The sequence below is a fragment of the Escherichia marmotae genome, assembly GCF_002900365.1.
Classification (GTDB): domain Bacteria; phylum Pseudomonadota; class Gammaproteobacteria; order Enterobacterales; family Enterobacteriaceae; genus Escherichia; species Escherichia marmotae.
The window spans coordinates 652,751-671,254 of record NZ_CP025979.1 but is presented as its reverse complement, the minus strand read 5'-3'; the positions used below and the strand labels follow the sequence as shown (position 1 = coordinate 671,254).

The following is an 18,504-nucleotide window of genomic DNA, read 5'->3' as shown; positions in this document are numbered from 1 at the left end:
GAAATTACTTCGCTGCTTGTGGATCGGTGTCGTATTCGGCACAGGTCTGATAGCCGGAGTTGATGACATGTCCGGTATCATCTAACGCGACAAAATAGGTTTCTGCTTTACCATCACGTTGACCCAGGATATAGGTCTGGCAAGTACCACGAGCATGGATCATGCTCACTTCAGACGAAGGTTTACCCGCAATTTGTGCAACCTGCGCCCGGCTCATGCCTTTTTTGACGTCTTTCACCACAGGCTGTACAAACTGGTCTTTGGTACGATCATACGCCGTACAACCTGCCAGCATGGTTAATACCGCCGCTGCACCCAGAATTCCTGCCATATTCTTGTTCATATTTCGTCCTCTTGTTTATCAGCGTGTTAGATAAGCCTGGAATACATCGGGGGCTTTTTCAAGCCCGTGAACGAAACGGCTCCGCTTTCAGAGGATTCCTGTATGACGTTTTAACCGCCATTCAACTTGCTGTCGCTTGTCGTTTCTGTAGCAACGGGTTAGCTTTAAGGAAGTTTTATTTTTTTGTCTGGAGGGGTTCAATGACATTGCAACAACAAATAATAAAGGCGCTGGGCGCAAAACCGCAGATTAATGCCGAAGAGGAAATTCGCCGCAGTATCGATTTTCTGAAAAGCTATCTGCAAACCTATCCGTTCATTACATCACTGGTACTTGGTATTAGTGGTGGTCAGGACTCCACGCTTGCCGGGAAACTGTGTCAGATGGCGATTAACGAACTTCGTCAGGAAACGGGCAACGAGGCACTGCAATTTATTGCAGTACGCCTGCCCTACGGTGTTCAGGCCGATGAACAGGATTGTCAGGATGCCATTGCCTTTATTCAACCGGATCGCGTATTAACCGTTAATATCAAGGGCGCGGTATTGGCCAGCGAACAGGCACTGCGCGAAGCGGGTATTGAATTAAGTGATTTCGTTCGTGGCAATGAAAAAGCACGTGAGCGGATGAAAGCACAATACAGCATTGCAGGCATGACCCACGGCGTCGTGGTGGGCACCGATCATGCGGCAGAAGCCATTACCGGATTCTTCACTAAATACGGTGACGGAGGCACTGACATTAACCCGCTATACCGTTTGAACAAGCGTCAGGGTAAACAATTACTGGCAGCGTTAGGTTGCCCGGAGCATCTCTATAAGAAAGCACCAACCGCCGATCTGGAAGATGATCGTCCGTCACTGCCGGATGAAGTCGCGCTTGGCGTCACTTATGACAACATTGATGACTATCTGGAAGGGAAAACCGTACCGGAACAGGTCGCCAGAACCATTGAGAATTGGTATCTGAAAACCGAGCATAAACGCCGCCCGCCCATTACCGTTTTTGATGATTTCTGGAAAAAATAACGCAGACATGCTGTGTCAGATATCACCAGTGTTATCGGGCGCAGCATTCTAATAATGAATCACTGAACTTGATCCGGTGAATAGCCTGCAAGCCAGCTAATTTCACTGAACAGCAGTTTGCCTTGCGGTTGTAAAAGCCGCAGGGTGTGCCTGCCATCGTACCAGCATGCGCCCTGGTCGGTAGTCAACAGCTTGTCGCCCAGTTGCCACGCTCCGCTAATAACAAACACCACCCCACCACGTGAGCCAAAAGTGGTGAACGTGCGATCGGCAATTCTGACTTTCGCCTTACAGGCATCAAGGCGCGTCATAATATTGAAATCCATCGACATCTGCCCTTCGGTCAGTTTTGCTTTTACCACCTGGTCCGCCGCGAAGGCAAAAGGCTGTAACGGTTTTAAGGTATGGCTAAAATGGCCTGCGCTTTCAAGGAGCATCTCGCCACCTTCCAACAGCGTCACACTCCTTTCCATGCCCGGAAACAAAGAAAACTCACCATTTGCGGCAATGGAAGCAATGCTGGCGCGCCAGTAAAAATCACGTTTTGCCGGGGGAAAGCTACAGATTTCGCGAGTTTCACCGGCAGCGTTTCGCCACAGGTTCACCGACATTTTACGCATATCAAAGTATTCCATACTCGCTCCCGGCATGCTCTTTTCATTGTTATCGTTCAGGCAACCGGGGATTGTTATCGGCAACTCGGGTGATTTACCTTAGTGGTGATTAGGCTTTTTTTGCAAAAGTTGAACAGCAGAAAAGAAAACCGCCGATCCTGTCCACCGCATTACAGCAAGGTAGTGGACAAGACCGGCGGTCTTAAGTTGTCAGGCTGAAAGATTATTCAGCAGTTGCAGGCATTTTACCCTTTGCCGCAGGGCGTTCTGTCAGACGCTTCTCAAAATTGGCATTAAATTGCTTTTTCTGCTCCGGCGTCAGGATGTTGTAAATCTTGTTCTGGGTTTCCAGGTGCGCCAGCATGTTAGCTTTGCGCTGCTCTTCCATTTTTGCGATCTGCGCTTCAGCTTTTGCTTTGTCGAAGGTATCGCTGGCAATAATGTCATGCATTGCGCGGCGTTCTTCCAGCGGCGGACGTTTCATCTGATCACGCTGACCTTTCATGATTTCGCGGATCTGCTGTTTCTGCGCGTCGGTCAGGTTCAGGTCTTTAAACATCATGTCGTGATGTGGACCAAATTTACCTTTATGGTGCATCATCGGCTTGGCGTCAGCCGGTGCTGCGGTAGTGGTATCAGCGGCATGGGCCAGGTTAGCCGCGCCAAAAGCCAGGGTAGAGGCAACAAACAGTGCAGTTAATTTACGCATATTCAATATCCTTCCTTTCAGTTATTTATTACGGCTTTCTTAAGTAACGTGCCGTGTTGACGAGATTAACTTTACTGACTTTAGCGTCAATTAATCAGAGCAACGGTAAATCAATGAAAGTGTAAAAAACACTTTTTCGCCAATTATGGAGAAAAAAAGAAAATTTGATGGAGAGTGATGAATAAATATCACAACACGCTGATTTTACAGAAATTATGAAGAACTATACCTGATGGCTGGTGATAATTAAAGCAAATAACCAGGATTAATCCGTATTATTTCATTAAAAACCCAGTAAATACCCGCAGATGATTTCTGCAGGTAAGCATCAGATTATTTGCTCCAGCATTAACCCTGCACGCAATCCCAGCGCCACCAATGGATTAGGGAATAACACATATTCAACATCATGAGTCACCGTAAAGCGTTCTTCGCCATCCTGCGCTAACAACGTCCCCTTCTTAAACGCCGTGAAGTTCAATGTCTCGCTCGCCATATGCAGTTCAAAATCAGTGGAGTGGCGGGTAATTTGCGAAACCACCCGGTAACGTAATGGCGGCTTTTTATCAAAACCGACGCTCATCCCGGATAACAGCGCGGCAATCGCGCTGGACGTTGGCGCAAACTGGCAAAGATCGTTTTGCCCAAACGGCAACGCTTTGCCAAGTTCCAGCGTACACGCCTGGGTGCCAAAATGTTCGGCGCTAAAATGGGTAAACGTGCCGCCAGGCGTCTGGTGAAACACCAGTGCCTCCAGCCCCGCTGCGCCCAGCCACGTCAGAAACTTCTCATCCCAGGGAATATCACGTTGCGGTAAAACACCAAAACGCGGATGGTATGAACCACGAATTGCGGTATGCAAATCAAGGTGCCAACGAACGGACTCTTTACCCTGTTGATAAAAATCTTCCAGACTCTGTTCCAGTTCGCGGGCGCGACAGGTTTCGCCGCTTTCGGCAAATAGCTGCCAGCGTCCGCCAAACATTCGATTCATATCGCTATGACAATAACGCTTGCCTTGCTTCAGGGCGGGAGGATTTCCGAGGATCGCCAGCAGCCGCCAGCGCAACTGAATCTCACCGTGATAAATTGCCCCAAGCAACGCCTCCAGCATCTCAACAGGTGCCGTTTCATTACCGTGGATCCCCGCTGATATCACCAGCGCACCTTGCGGTGGGGTGACTGGCGTCAGTTCCAGCAGCCCGTCACCCAGCCAGCGCCAGTGGACACCGTTGCTTTCTCTCGCTGTTACGGCTGGCTTTTTACCCGTTAACGTCAGGGCAAGAAAATTATCCATTGCCACTCCCCTCCCGTTGGAACGGGTAAACCGAACCGAGATTCAGCAAACGAGTCAGTGCATCCAGAGCTTCCCTTCCTTCGCGCAGCAATTGCGGATCGGCAAGATCGGCAGCGGTAAGACGATCGCGGTAGTAACGATCCACCCAGTCATTGAGCGCATTAAACTGTGTCTCGTTCATCATCACCGCCGGATTCACCGCCTGACGTTCTTCTGCCGTCAGCACCACGCGCAAACGCAGGCACGCAGGGCCGCCACCGTTTGCCATACTTTCGCGTAAATCAAAAACTTTCAGTTCACTGATCGGGTTATCGGCAACAAGTAATTCATTGAGATAACGCCATACCCCGGCATGTTCCCGACACTCCTGCGGCAGCACCAACACCATCGAACCGTCATCACGGCTCAACAACTGGCTGTTAAACAGATAGGTCGAGACAGCATCCGCTACGGAAACCTGTGCCGACGGAACTTCTATTGCCATAAAGCCGCTCACCCGCGCACACAGATTTGCCAGTAATTGCGCCTGACGGGCGAATGCCTGCTGATGGCAAAACAGCACCTGGCGGTTGCTCACGGCAATCACATCATTATGAAAAACCCCCTGATCGATAACTTCCGGGTTTTGTTGAGCGAAAATTACCTGTTGTGGATTAACCTGATTCAGCCTTGCTACCGCCTCGCTGGCTTCGCGGGTTTGCCGCGCCGGATAACGGGAAGGTCGCGTGCCAGTGCCCTCTTCCCGGCCATAGACGAAAACCTGTATACCCGGATCACCATAGTTACCACTGAGCCGATTGTGGTTTGCCGCCCCTTCATCACCGAGCAGCGCCACTTGAGGCAGTGCCGAATGCACGGTGAATTTCTCTTCATCAATAAAAATGGCTTTTAACAGCAATTCGGTGGTCGGTGCTTCCAGCGAACGGTGAAATTTGTTGTTCAGATTGGCAACCGTCAGGTGCACTTTGCCATCCAGCGTGTCGGCAGAAGGTGCCACCGTCGCCGCATTCGCGACCCACATTGGCGAAGCGGAACTGACACTGGAAAGCCAGTGCGGCGCCTGACGGGCAACTTTTTCCAGTACTTGCTCATCGCTGCCGCTGAATCCCAGTTGACGCAAAACCGGAATAAACGGGCGCTCGTGAGGCGGGATCACCGCCTGCGGTAATCCCGCATCGGCAAGGGCTTTCATTTTCAGCAAGCCCTGTTTTGCCGCCAGTCGCGGGTTAGATACCTGAAAACGGTGGCGGGTAGAAGCTTCATTACCAAACGACAGGCCAGCGTAATGATGCGTCAGCCCCACCAGCCCGTCGAAATTAACTTCCCGGGCGTTCATGGCACCACCTCATCGGAAAAATCCAGCCCGGGGTTAAGCGTAGTGGGCAGCGTTAACGAGTCCGATTCCAGGCTTGCCATCGGCCAGGCACAATAATCAGCGGCATACCATGCACTGGAGCGATGATTGCCGGAAGCGCCTACGCCACCAAATGGTGCAGTACTGGCCGCACCGGTCAGCGGTTTGTTCCAGTTAACGATCCCCGCTCGTGCCTCCAGTAACAGTTGTTCGAATTTTTCCCGCACTGGTGAAACCAGCCCACAAGAGAGGCCAAAGCGAGTGTTGTTCGCCATCTTAATTGCCTCATCGAAGGTGTCATAACGCCAGACACGCAGTAACGGCCCGAACACTTCTTCATCCGGCACGCCAGAAATGCCCGTCATGTCAATGATTCCAGGTGAAAGCAGTGAAGTACCTGGTTGCAGTAAGCGTGGCGTAAGCAACGTCCGTCCGCCCATGTTTTCCAGCTCCTGCCAGGCGGTAACAACATGCTGCGCGGCCTGTTCAGAAATCAGCCCGCCGATAAACGGCTGTGGTTCGTCATCCCAGTTGCCCGGTGTTAATCGCTGGCTGACGGCAACCAGGCGAGCAAGAAACGCATCGCCCTGCGCTCCACTTTTCAACAATATACGACGGGCGCAGGTGCAGCGTTGTCCGGCAGTGACAAATGCCGACTGGATAGTCAGATGCACTGCGGCGTCGATATCCGCCACTTCATCAATAATCAGCGGGTTATTGCCGCCCATTTCGAGGGCGAGGATTTTTTCTGGCTGACCGGAAAGCTGACGATGCAACTGGTAGCCAGTGTTGGCGCTACCGGTAAACAGCAAACCATCGAGATCTTCCAGCGCACTCAGCGCCTGACCGGTTTCGCGCCCACCCTGCACCAGATTCAGCACCCCTGGCGGCAATCCAGCCTGCTGCCATAAGCGCATTACCGCTTCGCTGCTCCACGGTGTCAGCTCACTGGGTTTAAAGATAATTGTGTTGCCTGCCAGCAACGCCGGAACAATATGCCCGTTAGGTAAATGCCCAGGAAAATTGTACGGACCAAACACCGCCAGCACGCCGTGTGGGCGATGGCGTAAGCTTGCCGCCCCATCTGGCATTTCACTGCGCTGATCACCCGTGCGCACGTGATATGCCTTGATTGAAATAGCAATTTTATTAATCATCGCCGTCACTTCGGTTGCCGCCTCCCAACGCGGCTTACCCGTTTCTCTGGCAATAATCGTCGTTAATTCAGCTTTATTGCTTTCCAGCAGTCCGGCAAATCGTTCAACTCTTACCTGACGATCGCCAAAGGAGAGCCGCGCCCAACGCGGAAACGCTGCGCGAGCAGCACGACATGCCAGCGCCACCTGAGCAGCATCAGCATCATTGCCTTGCCATAAAACGTCGCCAGATACCGGATTACGCTTCACGCGCAGCGCACCCAGGCCCGTCACCCAGTCGCCGTTGATCCATAAAGTCATACTGTTTTCTCCTCTGCGCACAGGCGTACCAGACGAACGTGATCCCCGGCATGACACTTGAGAGCGTCCAGTTGTGCGGCGGTTAAAATCAAACGCTCGGTAGCCGGATCGCTACGCACCAGCACCACGCGGAAATGATGATAATTTTCATTGGCGACCAGACAGGCCGGAAAATCGCCCTGTGCGGGTTGCCCTTCTGCCACTTCCACCAGCCGGCTTTTGCGAATGGCGCGAACGCGGTCGATGTCACACTCCAGCGTCGGCCCACCGTCGAAAATGTCGATATAGTTGCGGTAGCGAAAGCCCTCTTTTTCCAGCACCGCCCGCGCGGGTGCCGTTTGCGGATGTACCTGACCGATAACGTCTTGCGCTTCCTGGGATAAAAAGTCCGTATAGATCGGATGTTTTGGCATCAACTCAGCAATAAATGCCTTTTGACCAGTACCGCAGAGAAAATCGGCTCGGCTAAAATCCATCGAAAAGAAGCGTTTACCGAGGCTTTGCCAGAACGGCGAATAGCCGTGTTCGTCAATCACCCCACGCATTTCGGCAACCACTTTGTCGTTAAACTTGTCGCGAAAGGCTGCCATAAACATGAAGCGAGATTTCGACAACAAATAGCCGTTGCCCTCTTTGCGCCAGTCCGGATCGAGAAACAGCGTGCACAATTCGCTACTTCCGGTGTGATCATTACTGAGAAAAAGCGTCGGTAGCGCGTTATAAACATTCAGCTCTTTCGAAGCATGAACCAGCGTGCCGACGCGATAGTTGTACCAGGGATCGTTTAGCCCAACAGCCACCTCAATGGCGCAAATGCCCGCCACCGTACCTGTTTCACTCTCTTCCAGCACGAACACATAACCCTGCTCACTTTTGGGTAATTCGCCTTGCCATGTTTTGATGGCTCTATCGATACGCGCCGAAAGTGTGGCTTCATTGGCAGGAAGCGACGTTAAACCGCCGCTCGTTTTACTGGCAAGTTGCATTAACGCCGCGACATCGCTGCGCTCAACGGGACGGATGACCATCATGATGAACCTCGGCTAACAACGCGTTCACAGGCCAGCGCAAAGCGATCCAGCCCGGTAGCCATATCTTCTTCGCTGACATTCAGCGCCGGAGCAAAACGCACCACGCTGCCGCCCGCAATCAGCACCATCACGCCTGCTTTTGCCGCTTCCTGAGAAATCTGTTTCGCTTGTCCGGCGTAGTCGGCATTCAGAACACAGCCAATCAGCAGACCCAGGCCACGAATTTCACTGAACAAACCGCAGCGATGATTAATAGCGTTAAGCCGCTCAACAAACCCGTCGTGGCGCTGTTTGACGCCATTACGCATTTCCGGCGTATTGATAAGATCCAGCACTTTGCCCGCCACTGCTGATGCCAGCGGATTACCGCCATAGGTGGTGCCGTGGGTGCCAACGGTCATCACGCTGGCGCACTCCTCCGTTGCCAGCAGCGCACCAACGGGGAAACCGCCGCCCAGCGCTTTGGCGGTGGTCAGCAGATCGGGGGTTACGCCGTAGTGCATATAGGCATACAGTTCACCGGTACGCCCGACGCCGGTTTGTACCTCATCAAAAATCAGCAATGCATTGTGGCGGTCACACAATTCTCGCAGCCCCTGTAAAAACGCTTTGCTGGCTGGCACCACGCCGCCTTCACCCTGCACTGGCTCGACAATTACCGCGCAGGTGGCGTCGTCAATCAGCGCACTGGCAGAATTGAGATCGTTATACGCGGCATGACGGATGTCCGGCGGCAGTGGCGCAAAATCCTGAGAATAGGCTGGCTGGCCGCCTGCGCTAACGGTAAACAGCGTGCGCCCGTGGAACGCATTGTTAAACGCCACGATGCCGCTCTTATGGCTGCCGTAGCGGTCATGGGCGAATTTGCGCGCCAGTTTCAACGCTGCTTCGTTGGCCTCCGCACCGGAGTTACAAAAGAACACGCGATCGGCAAACGTCGCGTCGATAAGTTTTTTCGCCAGTCGCAGCACTGGTTCGTTGGTATAGCCGTTACCGGTATGCCAGAACTTACTCGCTTGCTCGTTTAGCGCCTCGCGCAATTCCGGATGCGCATGGCCCAGCGCGTTCACTGCAATGCCACCCGCGAAATCGATATACTCTTTCCCCTGCTGATCCCACAAGTGCGAACCTTCACCGCGTACCGGAATAAACGGTGCCGGAGCGTAAACAGGTATCATCCATTCATCAAAGTTTTCACGCGTAATTGACTGAGACATAGCGACCCCACAGTAAATAAATAGTTATTTATATGTTAATTATAAGTAATGTTTTCGCTGTAAATGTAGATTGCAGGGTTCGTGCCAGCCAGGGGGAAAATTGCATAAGCGACGGCGGCCAACTGAAAATCAACGAGTTATAACCAACTGACATGCACTTAAAGTGCATATAAAGTGAATACGTTTGCGATACGGATGAATAAAAAGAATAAAAAACGCAATGTTATGCAGAAGTAAAATATAATTCTGGAATTGTGATCATTGACGAAATTTACTGGGAATTACTGCGCCATTCTGACGCAGACCGCACCAAAAGCGGGCATTTTTTGCGTCATCGTTGACATCATTAACAACCATCGATCAAATCACTTAACAACGGGCGGTAAGTACAGCGAATTTCTGCTACCATCCACGCACTCTTAATATGAATAAACGGCAGCGACTATGAAATTTGTCTCTTTTAATATCAACGGTCTGCGCGCCAGACCTCACCAACTTGAAGCCATCGTCGAAAAGCACCAACCGGATGTGATTGGTCTGCAGGAGACAAAAGTTCATGACGATATGTTTCCGCTTGAAGAGGTGGCAAAGCTCGGCTACAACGTGTTTTATCACGGGCAGAAAGGCCATTATGGCGTGGCGCTGCTGACCAAAGAGACGCCGATTGCTGTGCGTCGCGGATTCCCGGGCGACGGCGAAGAGGCTCAACGGCGGATTATTATGGCAGAAATCCCCTCGCCGCTGGGCAATGTCACCGTGATCAACGGCTACTTCCCACAGGGCGAAAGCCGCGACCATCCAATTAAATTCCCGGCAAAAGCGCAGTTCTACCAGAACCTGCAAAACTATCTGGAAACTGAGCTTAAGCGCGATAATCCGGTGCTGATTATGGGCGATATGAACATCAGCCCCACCGACCTGGATATCGGCATTGGCGAAGAGAACCGCAAACGCTGGCTGCGTACCGGTAAATGCTCCTTCCTGCCGGAAGAACGCGAATGGATGGACAGACTGATCCGCTGGGGGCTGGTAGATACCTTCCGTCACGCTAATCCGGAAACAGCAGATCGCTTTTCGTGGTTTGATTACCGCTCAAAAGGTTTTGACGATAACCGAGGTCTGCGTATCGACCTGCTGCTCGCCAGCCAGCCGTTGGCGGAATGCTGCGTAGAAACCGGCATCGACTATGAAATCCGCAGTATGGAAAAACCGTCAGATCACGCACCTGTGTGGGCGACCTTCCGCCGCTAATTTATCTGCTCTCCTGACCCGCACGAGGTCAGGAGAATTAACCTTGAGAAAAATCAACAAACTGTCAGTAATGATTTGTTGCCTGCCTTCCTTTGTTATACCGTCACTGCGTTTTTAGTTGTCTGACCACTTCTCTATTATCAAGTTTGATATAGGAAACTCTACGATGAACGCTGAGCGTAAATTTCTTTTTGCCTGTCTGCTTTTTGCACTGATAATTTACGCTATCCACGCTTTCGGTTTATTCGATCTGGTCACCGATTTACCCCACTTACAAACGCTCATTCGCCAGAGCGGATTTTTCGGTTATAGCCTCTATATTCTGTTATTCATTATCGCTACCCTCTTTCTGTTACCCGGTAGCGTACTGGTGATCGCCGGTGGAATAGTCTTTGGCCCGTTGTTGGGAACGCTACTTTCGTTAATTGCCGCTACGCTGGCCTCGTCGTGCTCATTCCTGCTGGCGCGCTGGCTGGGGCGTGACTTGCTGCTGAAATACGTCGGTCATAGCCATACTTTTCAGGCTATTGAAAAAGGTATTGCGCGTAATGGTATCGATTTTCTTATTCTGACCCGCTTAATCCCGCTGTTTCCTTACAATATTCAAAATTACGCTTACGGATTAACTGCTATAGCCTTCTGGCCTTTTACCCTTATTTCGGCATTAACTACCCTGCCTGGGATTATTATTTATACCGTGATGGCCAGCGATCTCGCCCGTGAAGGCATTACCGTGCACTTTATTTTAAACCTCTGTCTGGCTGGACTGACGCTGTTTATTCTCGTCCAACTCGCCAAACGCTACGCCCGCTTTAAACACGTGGATCTGACTGCTTCTGACAGCCAACCGCTTACTCACCCTAAAAACGAAGGATAGAACGATGTTGCAACAATATTCAGTGTCATGGAAAAAAGGACTGGCTGCGCTGTGTTTACTGGCAGCGGCAGGGCTTAGCGGCTGTGATCAAAAAGAGAATACCGAGGCCAAAGTGGAATACGATGGGCTTTCGGCCAGTGAGCCACTGCGCGTCGATACACAGGCACATACGGTAACTATGCTGGTGCAAATTAATGGTCGTTTCCTCACCGACGATACCCGTCACGGCATTGTGTTTAAAGACGGCTCCAACGGGCATAAATCACTGTTTATGGGATATGCCACCCCGAAAGCATTTTATGACGCTCTGAAACAGGCGGGTGGCACACCGGGCGAAAATATGACTATGGATAACAAAGAAGCTACCCATGTTGCAGGCAGCAAACTGGATATTTCGGTGAACTGGCAAGGGGCGGCAAAAGCGTATTCCTTCGATGAAGTGATTGTTGATAGTAATGGCAAGAAACTGGACATGCGCTTTGGTGGCAATTTAGCGGCGGCAGAAGAGAAAAAAACCGGTTGTCTGGTGTGCCTGGGGATAGCTGCCCGGTCGGTATTGTCAGCAATGCGACATACACTTATGGTGCGGTGGAAAAACGTGGCGAAGTGAAATTCAAAGGCAATGCGTCAGTTCTCCCGGCAGATAGCACGCTGGCAACGGTGACCTTTAAAATCACAGAATAAAACATGGATAAAGGATGATGAAGATGCATTCGCGTAAAATCTGGTACTACCGTACAGCCATCATCATCCTGTTGTTCGCTACGCTGCTCGCATGGGCGCTGGTTCCTGGCGTCCATGACTTTATCAATCGCAGCCTTGCGGCGTTTGCCGCTGTGGACCAACAGGGTATAGAACGATTTATTCAGTCTTACGGCACACTGGCGGCAGTTGTCTCATTCTTGTTGATGATTTTGCAGGCCATTGCCGCACCGCTGCCTGCGTTTTTGATCACCTTTGCCAATGCGTCGCTGTTTGGCGCGTTCTGGGGGGGCTTGCTGTCGTGGACCAGTTCGATGGCGGGTGCGGCGCTGTGCTTTTTTATCGCCAGAGTGATGGGCCGCGAAGTAGTGGAAAAGTTAACCGGTAAAACCGTGCTCGATAGCATGGACGGCTTTTTCACTCGCTACGGCAAACATACCATCCTGGTATGCCGGTTATTGCCTTTTGTCCCTTTTGATCCAATCAGCTATGCTGCCGGCCTGACATCAATACGTTTTCGTCCATTTTTTATCGCCACCGGGCTTGGTCAGTTACCCGCAACCATTGTCTATTCCTGGGCGGGCAGCATGTTAACGGGCGGCACATTCTGGTTTGTTACCGGACTGTTTATCCTGTTTGCCCTGACTGTGGTGATTTTCATGGCGAAAAAAATATGGTTTGAGCGCCAGAAGAGGAATGTCTGATGGGTTTACCGCCGCTTAGCAAAATTCCTTTAATTTTACGTCCGCAGGCGTGGCTACATCGTCGCCATTACGGTGAGGTGCTAAGTCCGATTCGCTGGTGGGGGCGGATCCCATTTATCTTCTATCTGGTGTCGATGTTTGTCGGCTGGCTGGAGCGCAAACGCTCCCCGCTCGATCCGGTGGTGCGATCGCTTGTCAGCGCGCGCATTGCGCAAATGTGCCTGTGTGAGTTTTGCGTAGACATCACCAGCATGAAAGTCGCTGAACGAACCGGCAGCACCGATAAACTGCTGGCGGTGGCCGACTGGCGGCAAAGCCCGCTGTTCAGCGATGAGGAGCGGCTGGCGCTGGAATACGCCGAAGCCGCCAGCGTTACGCCGCCAACGGTAGATGATGCCCTGCGCACCCGACTGGCAGCCCATTTTGACGCTCAGGCGCTCACCGAACTGACGGCATTAATCGGCCTGCAAAACCTGTCGGCCCGTTTTAATTCTGCTATGGCCATTCCCGCCCAGGGACTGTGCCGACTTCCTGAAAAACGTTCTTAAGGAGAAATGATGCGCCATTGTGGGTGGTTGCTGGGACTGTTATCGCTGTTTTCTTTGGCAACACATGCCAGTGACTGGCAGGAAATTAAAAACGACGCCAAAGGGCAAACCGTCTGGTTTAACGCCTGGGGCGGCGACACCGCGATTAACCGCTATCTCGACTGGGTCAGCGGTGAGATGAAAACGCATTACGATATAAACCTGAAGATTGTTCGCCTGGCTGATGCCGCTGACGCAGTAAAACGCATTCAGACCGAAGCCGCAGCCGGACGTAAAACGGGCGGCTCGGTAGATCTCTTGTGGGTAAATGGTGAAAATTTCCGCACGTTAAAAGAGGCGAATTTGCTGCAAACCGGCTGGGCGGAAACATTACCTAACTGGCGTTATGTCGACACGCAACTACCTGTACGGGAAGATTTTTCTGTCGCTACCGAGGGGGCAGAATCCCCCTGGGGCGGCGCACAACTTACGTTTATCGCTCGCCGCGATCTGACACCACAACCACCGAAAACACCGCAAGCCTTGCTGGAGTTTGCCAAAGCCAATCCAGGCGCAGTTACCTATCCACGCCCACCAGACTTTACCGGCACAGCATTTCTTGAACAGTTATTGATTATGCTGACGCCAGATCCCGCTGCATTAAAAGAAGCGCCGAACGATGCTACTTTCGCCCAGATTACTGCAGCGCTGTGGCAGTATCTCGATGCGCTGCATCCGTATTTGTGGCGCGAAGGAAAGGATTTCCCCCCTTCGCCCGCGCGAATGGATGCCCTGCTGAAATCCGGCACATTGCGCCTGTCGCTGACCTTTAACCCCGCTCATGCCCGGCAAAAAATAGCCAGTGGCGATTTGCCAGCGAGCAGTTACAGCTTTGGCTTTAGCGAGGGAATGATTGGCAACGTGCATTTCGTCACCATTCCTGCCAACGCCAGTGCCAGTGCTGCGGCGAAGGTGGTCGCCAACTTCCTGCTCTCACCCGAAGCGCAACTGCGTAAAGCGGATCCTGCGGTCTGGGGCGATCCTTCTGTTCTTGATCCACAAAAACTGCCTGCCGGGCAGCGCGAAACATTACAATCAAGAATGCCGCAGGATCTGCCGCCAGTACTGGCGGAACCGCATGCTGGTTGGGTAAATGTGCTGGAACAAGAATGGCTACGCCGTTACGGTACGCATTAATTTTATTGCTGTGGGTGGTGATGGCGGTGATTTACGCACCGCTGATCCCGGCAGCGCTCACGCTGATAACGCCTGCCTTGTCGTTGACACACTGGCAGGCGTTATTTGCCGATCCGCAGTTATCACAGGCAATACTGGCAACGCTGGTGTCGACAACTATCGCGGCGGTAGGTGCGTTGTTGATTGCCCTGCTGGTGATTGTGGCGCTGTGGCCTGGCGCGAAATGGCTGCATTTGTGCGCCCGTCTGCCGTGGCTGCTCGCCATCCCCCACGTCGCTTTTGCCACCAGCGTCCTGCTACTGTTTGCCGAAGGCGGCCTGGTTTATCAGTTTTTCCCTTTCCTCACTCCGCCGACAGACAGATTGGGTATCGGTCTGGGCATTACTCTGGCGGTGAAAGAAAGCGCATTTCTGCTGTGGATTTTGGCGGCAGTATTGAGTGAAAAAAGGCTGTTGCAACAAGTCATCGTGCTGGATTCACTGGGCTACAGCCGCTGGCAATGCCTGAACTGGCTGCTGTTACCCTCAGTCGCTCCCGCACTGGCAATGGCGATGCTGGCAATTGTGGCCTGGTCGCTATCGGTCGTGGATATCGCAATTATCCTTGGGCCGGGTAATCCACCGACGCTGGCGGTAATTAGCTGGCAGTGGTTAACCCAGGGCGACACCGATCAACAGATAAAAGGCGCACTTGCCAGCCTGCTGCTGATGCTGTTACTCGCCACCTGTGTTTTGCTGGGCTATCTTTTATGGCGCACCTGGCGGCGCACAATTCCCCGCAAAGATGGCGTTCGCAAACCAGCCACGCCTTTATTGCCCGGTAGTACGCTGGCGAGATTATTACCATTAACTGGCGTGCTCTGTGTGGTTCTGCTGGCGATCCTTGCAGATCAATCGACGATCAATGACGAGGCGCTATTCAATAGCCTGACGATGGGACTGGCAACGACATTCATCGCTTTGATCCTATTACTGCTGTGGCTGGAATGGGGAGCAAAGCGTCGCCAGTTGTGGTTATGGCTGCCCATTTTATTACCAGCGCTGCCGCTGGTGGCAGGCCAGTACACGCTGGCGCTGTGGTTACATCTGGATGGCTGCTGGGCTGTGGTGGTGTGGGGACATCTGCTGTGGGTGATGCCGTGGATGTTGTTTATCCTGCAACCGGCCTGGCGGCGTATTGACTCACGGTTAATTCTGATTGCCCAAACGCTGGGTTGGTCGCGAGGCAAAATATTCTTTTACGTGAAATGCCCGCTCATGCTGCGTCCTGCGCTTATTGCCTTCGCTGTCGGATTTTCAGTCAGCATTGCGCAATATATGCCGACGCTGTGGCTGGGTGCGGGGCGCTTCCCGACGCTGACGACTGAAGCAGTGGCGTTAAGCAGTGGCGGCAGCAACGGTATCCTCGCCGCTCAGGCTTTATGGCAACTGCTATTACCACTTATTATTTTTGCCCTTACCGCCCTGCTTGCAAAATGGGTAGGTTTTGCCAGACAAGGACTCCGTTAATGCTCTGCGTAAAAGATATTTCGCTACGTTTGCCTGAAACCTGCTTACTGGAAAACGTTAATTTCACAGTCAATAAAGGTGACGTTGTCACGTTAATGGGCCCGTCTGGCTGCGGAAAATCTACGCTGTTTTCCTGGATGATTGGCGCACTGGCGGGACAATTTTCTTGCACCGGTGAGCTATGGCTCAATGAGCAACGCCTCGACACCCTGCCCACCGCCCGGCGTCAGATTGGTATTCTTTTCCAGGATGCGCTGTTGTTTGATCAGTTCAGCGTTGGACAAAATTTACTACTGGCACTACCGTCAACGCTCAAAGGTGACGCAAGACGCAATGCAGTGGATGATGCGCTTGAGCGTGCGGGAATTGGCGGAACTTTCCATCAGGACCCGGCCACGCTGTCTGGTGGCCAACGTGCGCGGGTGGCTCTGCTGCGCGCCCTTCTCGCCCAGCCAAAGGCATTATTGCTTGATGAACCGTTCAGCCGTCTTGACGTAGCTCTGCGCGATAATTTTCGTCAGTGGGTATTCAATGAAGTCCGCGAACTGGCGATCCCCGTCGTTCAAGTCACCCACGATTTTCAGGATGTTCCTGCCAATAGTCCCGTTCTGGATATGGCTCAGTGGTCAGAAAATTACAACAAACTGCGATAACGCAAAGTTTTTCCCGATGCGTCAGTTCAGAATGGCGCACTCAAAACTACAATGTCGGGATTTTCGATGAAACGTGTTTCTCAAATGACCGCGCTGGCAATGGCTTTAGGGCTGGCTTGCGCTTCTTCGTGGGCCGCTGAACTGGCGAAGCCTCTTACACTTGACCAGCTTCAACAACAAAATGGCGCAGCAATAGATACCCGCCCCAGCGCGTTTTATAACGGCTGGCCACAAACCTTAAATGGCCCTTCCGGCCATGAACCTGCCGCCTTAAACCTTTCTGCAAGCTGGCTCGACAAAATGAGCACTGAACAGCTCAACGCGTGGATTACGCAACATAACCTGAAAGCCGATGCGCCGGTGGCGTTATACGGTAATGACAAAGACGTCGAAGCCGTTAAAACGCGTCTGCAAAAAGCAGGCTTTACGCATATCTCCATCTTGAGTGGCGCGCTAAGCGAACCTTCCCGTCTGCAAAAATTGCCGCACTTTGAGCAACTGGTTTACCCGCAATGGCTGCATGACCTGCAACAAGGCAAAGAAGTTACGGCGAAACCTGCGGGTGACTGGAAAGTGCTCGAAGCAGCATGGGGCGCTCCGAAACTTTACCTCCTCAGCCATATTCCTGGTGCCGATTACATTGACACCAACGAAGTGGAAAGCGAACCACTGTGGAATAAAGTCTCTGACGAACAACTTAAAGCAATGCTGGCAAAACATGGCATTCGTCATGACACCACAGTAATTCTGTACGGGCGTGACGTTTACGCCGCCGCGCGCGTGGCGCAGATTATGCTCTACGCTGGCGTGAAAGATGTGCGCTTGCTGGACGGTGGTTGGCAAACCTGGTCTGATGCGGGTCTGCCCGTTGAACGCGGTACGCCACCGACAGTGAAACCCGAACCTGACTTCGGCGTGAAGATCCCGGCGCAACCGCAACTGATGCTCGATATGGAACAGGCGCGCGGTCTGCTGCATCGCCAGGATGCGTCACTGGTCAGCATTCGTTCATGGGCTGAATTTATCGGCACCACCAGCGGCTATGACTACATCAAGCCAAAAGGTGATATCCCTGGCGCACGTTGGGGTCATGCGGGCAGCGACTCAACGCATATGGAAGATTTCCATAACCCAGACGGCACTATGCGTACTGCGGATGACATCACAGCGATGTGGAAAGAATGGAACATCCTGCCGGATCAACAAGTCTCGTTCTACTGCGGCACCGGCTGGCGCGCATCAGAAACCTTTATGTATGCGCGGGCAATGGGCTGGAATAATGTCTCTGTTTACGACGGTGGTTGGTACGAATGGAGCAGCGATCCGAAAAACCCGGTAGCAACCGGTGAACGCGGCCCGGACAGTAGCAAATAACACTGCAATTACTGACGCTGAAGCCCCTTCAGCGTCAGATACCCACTCCACACCCGTGTAAATGTCGTCATCCAGCACAGCGCGCCAAATATCCACGCAAACCACGGGAAATACGCTGGAAAGAGGCAACTCAGAACAAACAGCAAAATCGTCTCGCTGCCTTCAGTTAATCCCCCCAGATAGTAAAACGATTTATGCGCATAACCGGGGTTATCGATCTGATGCTTCGCCGCCAGCGCAGCAAAAGCAAGAAAACTGCTGCCCGTGCCGATAAACGCAAACAGCAGCCAGCCGCCCGCCAGCGCATTTTGTTCTGGTGCCGCGAGCATAAAGCCAAACGGCACCAGCGCATAAAAGAGAAAATCGAGAGAAATATCAAGAAAACTGCCTGCGTCAGTTAATCCTCTACGCCGCGCCAGCGCGCCATCCAGACCATCAAGTAATCTGTTCAGCAAAATGGCGATCAGCGCAGGCAGATACCAGCCCAACGCCAGAAACGGCAGTGCCAGCACACCAACAGCAAACCCGACTAACGTTAAACCATCTGGCGTGATGCCGGGTTTATCAAGCACCTGCACGCATTGATGCAGCAAAGGTTTAATCCGGGGGTGAAGATGGCGGTCTAACACGGGCACTCCTTAAATATAAAGCCCTTCAGCTC

18 protein-coding genes and 1 pseudogene are annotated in these 18,504 nt (G+C 52.4%); 10 read left to right on the top strand and 9 right to left on the bottom strand.

The features are described 5' to 3' along the window. Positions 1-4: 4 nt before the first annotated feature. The gene (gene osmE, locus C1192_RS03605; RefSeq protein ID WP_001039038.1) at positions 5-343 is read right to left on the bottom strand and encodes an osmotically-inducible lipoprotein OsmE; all 339 of its coding nucleotides are present in this window, start codon (positions 341-343) and stop codon (positions 5-7) included. A 200-nt stretch (positions 344-543) separates the two neighbouring features. On the opposite strand from osmE, the gene nadE reads away from it, so the two are divergent. Further along, positions 544-1,371 carry an NAD(+) synthase gene (gene nadE / locus C1192_RS03600; RefSeq protein WP_016261970.1) on the top strand — a complete coding sequence of 276 codons (828 nt, stop codon included), beginning with the start codon at positions 544-546 and terminating at the stop codon, positions 1,369-1,371. Between the two features lie 59 nt (positions 1,372-1,430). Here the strand turns inward: nadE and ves are convergent, their stop codons facing one another. From ves to astC, 7 genes are all read right to left on the bottom strand, one after another. After that, positions 1,431-2,006, bottom strand: coding sequence for an environmental stress-induced protein Ves (gene ves / locus C1192_RS03595; protein WP_016248653.1), 576 nt, complete (start codon positions 2,004-2,006; stop codon positions 1,431-1,433). Between the two features lie 202 nt (positions 2,007-2,208). Continuing rightward, complete coding sequence (spy, locus tag C1192_RS03590) at positions 2,209-2,694, bottom strand: ATP-independent periplasmic protein-refolding chaperone Spy (protein ID WP_001228965.1); 486 nt, start codon at positions 2,692-2,694, stop codon at positions 2,209-2,211. Between the two features lie 328 nt (positions 2,695-3,022). After that, positions 3,023-3,991: a succinylglutamate desuccinylase gene (gene astE / locus C1192_RS03585; RefSeq protein WP_001516299.1), complete on the bottom strand. Its 969-nt coding sequence runs from the start codon at positions 3,989-3,991 to the stop codon at positions 3,023-3,025. Further along, positions 3,984-5,327 (bottom strand): N-succinylarginine dihydrolase, encoded by a 1,344-nt coding sequence (gene astB / locus C1192_RS03580; protein WP_038354295.1) that lies wholly within the window; start codon positions 5,325-5,327, stop codon positions 3,984-3,986. Before astB ends, astE begins: the two co-directional genes overlap by 8 nt. Further along, entirely contained in the window at positions 5,324-6,802 is a 1,479-nt protein-coding gene (astD, locus tag C1192_RS03575; protein WP_038354294.1) for a succinylglutamate-semialdehyde dehydrogenase, read from the bottom strand. Before astD ends, astB begins: the two co-directional genes overlap by 4 nt. Further along, the gene (astA, locus tag C1192_RS03570; RefSeq protein ID WP_038354293.1) at positions 6,799-7,833 is read right to left on the bottom strand and encodes an arginine N-succinyltransferase; all 1,035 of its coding nucleotides are present in this window, start codon (positions 7,831-7,833) and stop codon (positions 6,799-6,801) included. Before astA ends, astD begins: the two co-directional genes overlap by 4 nt. Further along, positions 7,830-9,050, bottom strand: a complete 1,221-nt coding sequence (gene astC / locus C1192_RS03565) for a succinylornithine/acetylornithine transaminase (protein ID WP_016261965.1) — start codon at positions 9,048-9,050, stop codon at positions 7,830-7,832. The genes astA and astC overlap by 4 nt, the downstream gene beginning before the upstream one ends. Before the next feature lie 444 nt (positions 9,051-9,494). On the opposite strand from astC, the gene xthA reads away from it, so the two are divergent. The 9 genes and pseudogenes from xthA to ynjE all read left to right on the top strand — a co-directional run bounded on the left by xthA (position 9,495) and on the right by ynjE (position 17,843). Further along, complete coding sequence (xthA, locus tag C1192_RS03555) at positions 9,495-10,301, top strand: exodeoxyribonuclease III (protein ID WP_038354292.1); 807 nt, start codon at positions 9,495-9,497, stop codon at positions 10,299-10,301. A 166-nt stretch (positions 10,302-10,467) separates the two neighbouring features. After that, a complete protein-coding gene (locus tag C1192_RS03550) occupies positions 10,468-11,178 on the top strand; it encodes a TVP38/TMEM64 family protein (protein ID WP_016242631.1) in 711 nt (236 codons plus the stop codon). A 4-nt stretch (positions 11,179-11,182) separates the two neighbouring features. Then, positions 11,183-11,862, top strand: a pseudogene (ydjY, locus tag C1192_RS03545) (lipoprotein YdjY). Positions 11,863-11,876: 14 nt separating this feature from the next. Beyond that, the gene (locus tag C1192_RS03540; protein ID WP_016248648.1) at positions 11,877-12,584 is read left to right on the top strand and encodes a TVP38/TMEM64 family protein; all 708 of its coding nucleotides are present in this window, start codon (positions 11,877-11,879) and stop codon (positions 12,582-12,584) included. Beyond that, a complete protein-coding gene (locus tag C1192_RS03535; RefSeq protein ID WP_000524099.1) occupies positions 12,584-13,132 on the top strand; it encodes a carboxymuconolactone decarboxylase family protein in 549 nt (182 codons plus the stop codon). The genes C1192_RS03540 and C1192_RS03535 overlap by 1 nt, the downstream gene beginning before the upstream one ends. A 9-nt stretch (positions 13,133-13,141) precedes the next feature. Then, complete coding sequence (locus C1192_RS03530) at positions 13,142-14,308, top strand: ABC transporter substrate-binding protein (RefSeq protein WP_038354291.1); 1,167 nt, start codon at positions 13,142-13,144, stop codon at positions 14,306-14,308. Then, positions 14,281-15,816: an ABC transporter permease family protein gene (locus C1192_RS03525; protein ID WP_000235013.1), complete on the top strand. Its 1,536-nt coding sequence runs from the start codon at positions 14,281-14,283 to the stop codon at positions 15,814-15,816. The genes C1192_RS03530 and C1192_RS03525 overlap by 28 nt, the downstream gene beginning before the upstream one ends. Then, on the top strand, positions 15,816-16,469 hold the full coding sequence (locus tag C1192_RS03520; protein ID WP_038354290.1) for an ATP-binding cassette domain-containing protein: 654 nt from the start codon (positions 15,816-15,818) through the stop codon (positions 16,467-16,469). Before C1192_RS03525 ends, C1192_RS03520 begins: the two co-directional genes overlap by 1 nt. Before the next feature lie 66 nt (positions 16,470-16,535). Further along, complete coding sequence (ynjE, locus tag C1192_RS03515) at positions 16,536-17,843, top strand: thiosulfate sulfurtransferase YnjE (RefSeq protein ID WP_038354289.1); 1,308 nt, start codon at positions 16,536-16,538, stop codon at positions 17,841-17,843. A gap of 8 nt (positions 17,844-17,851) precedes the next feature. On the opposite strand, the gene C1192_RS03510 is transcribed toward ynjE, so the two are convergent. Beyond that, complete coding sequence (locus tag C1192_RS03510) at positions 17,852-18,472, bottom strand: CDP-alcohol phosphatidyltransferase family protein (protein WP_038354288.1); 621 nt, start codon at positions 18,470-18,472, stop codon at positions 17,852-17,854. Positions 18,473-18,504 lie beyond the last annotated feature (32 nt).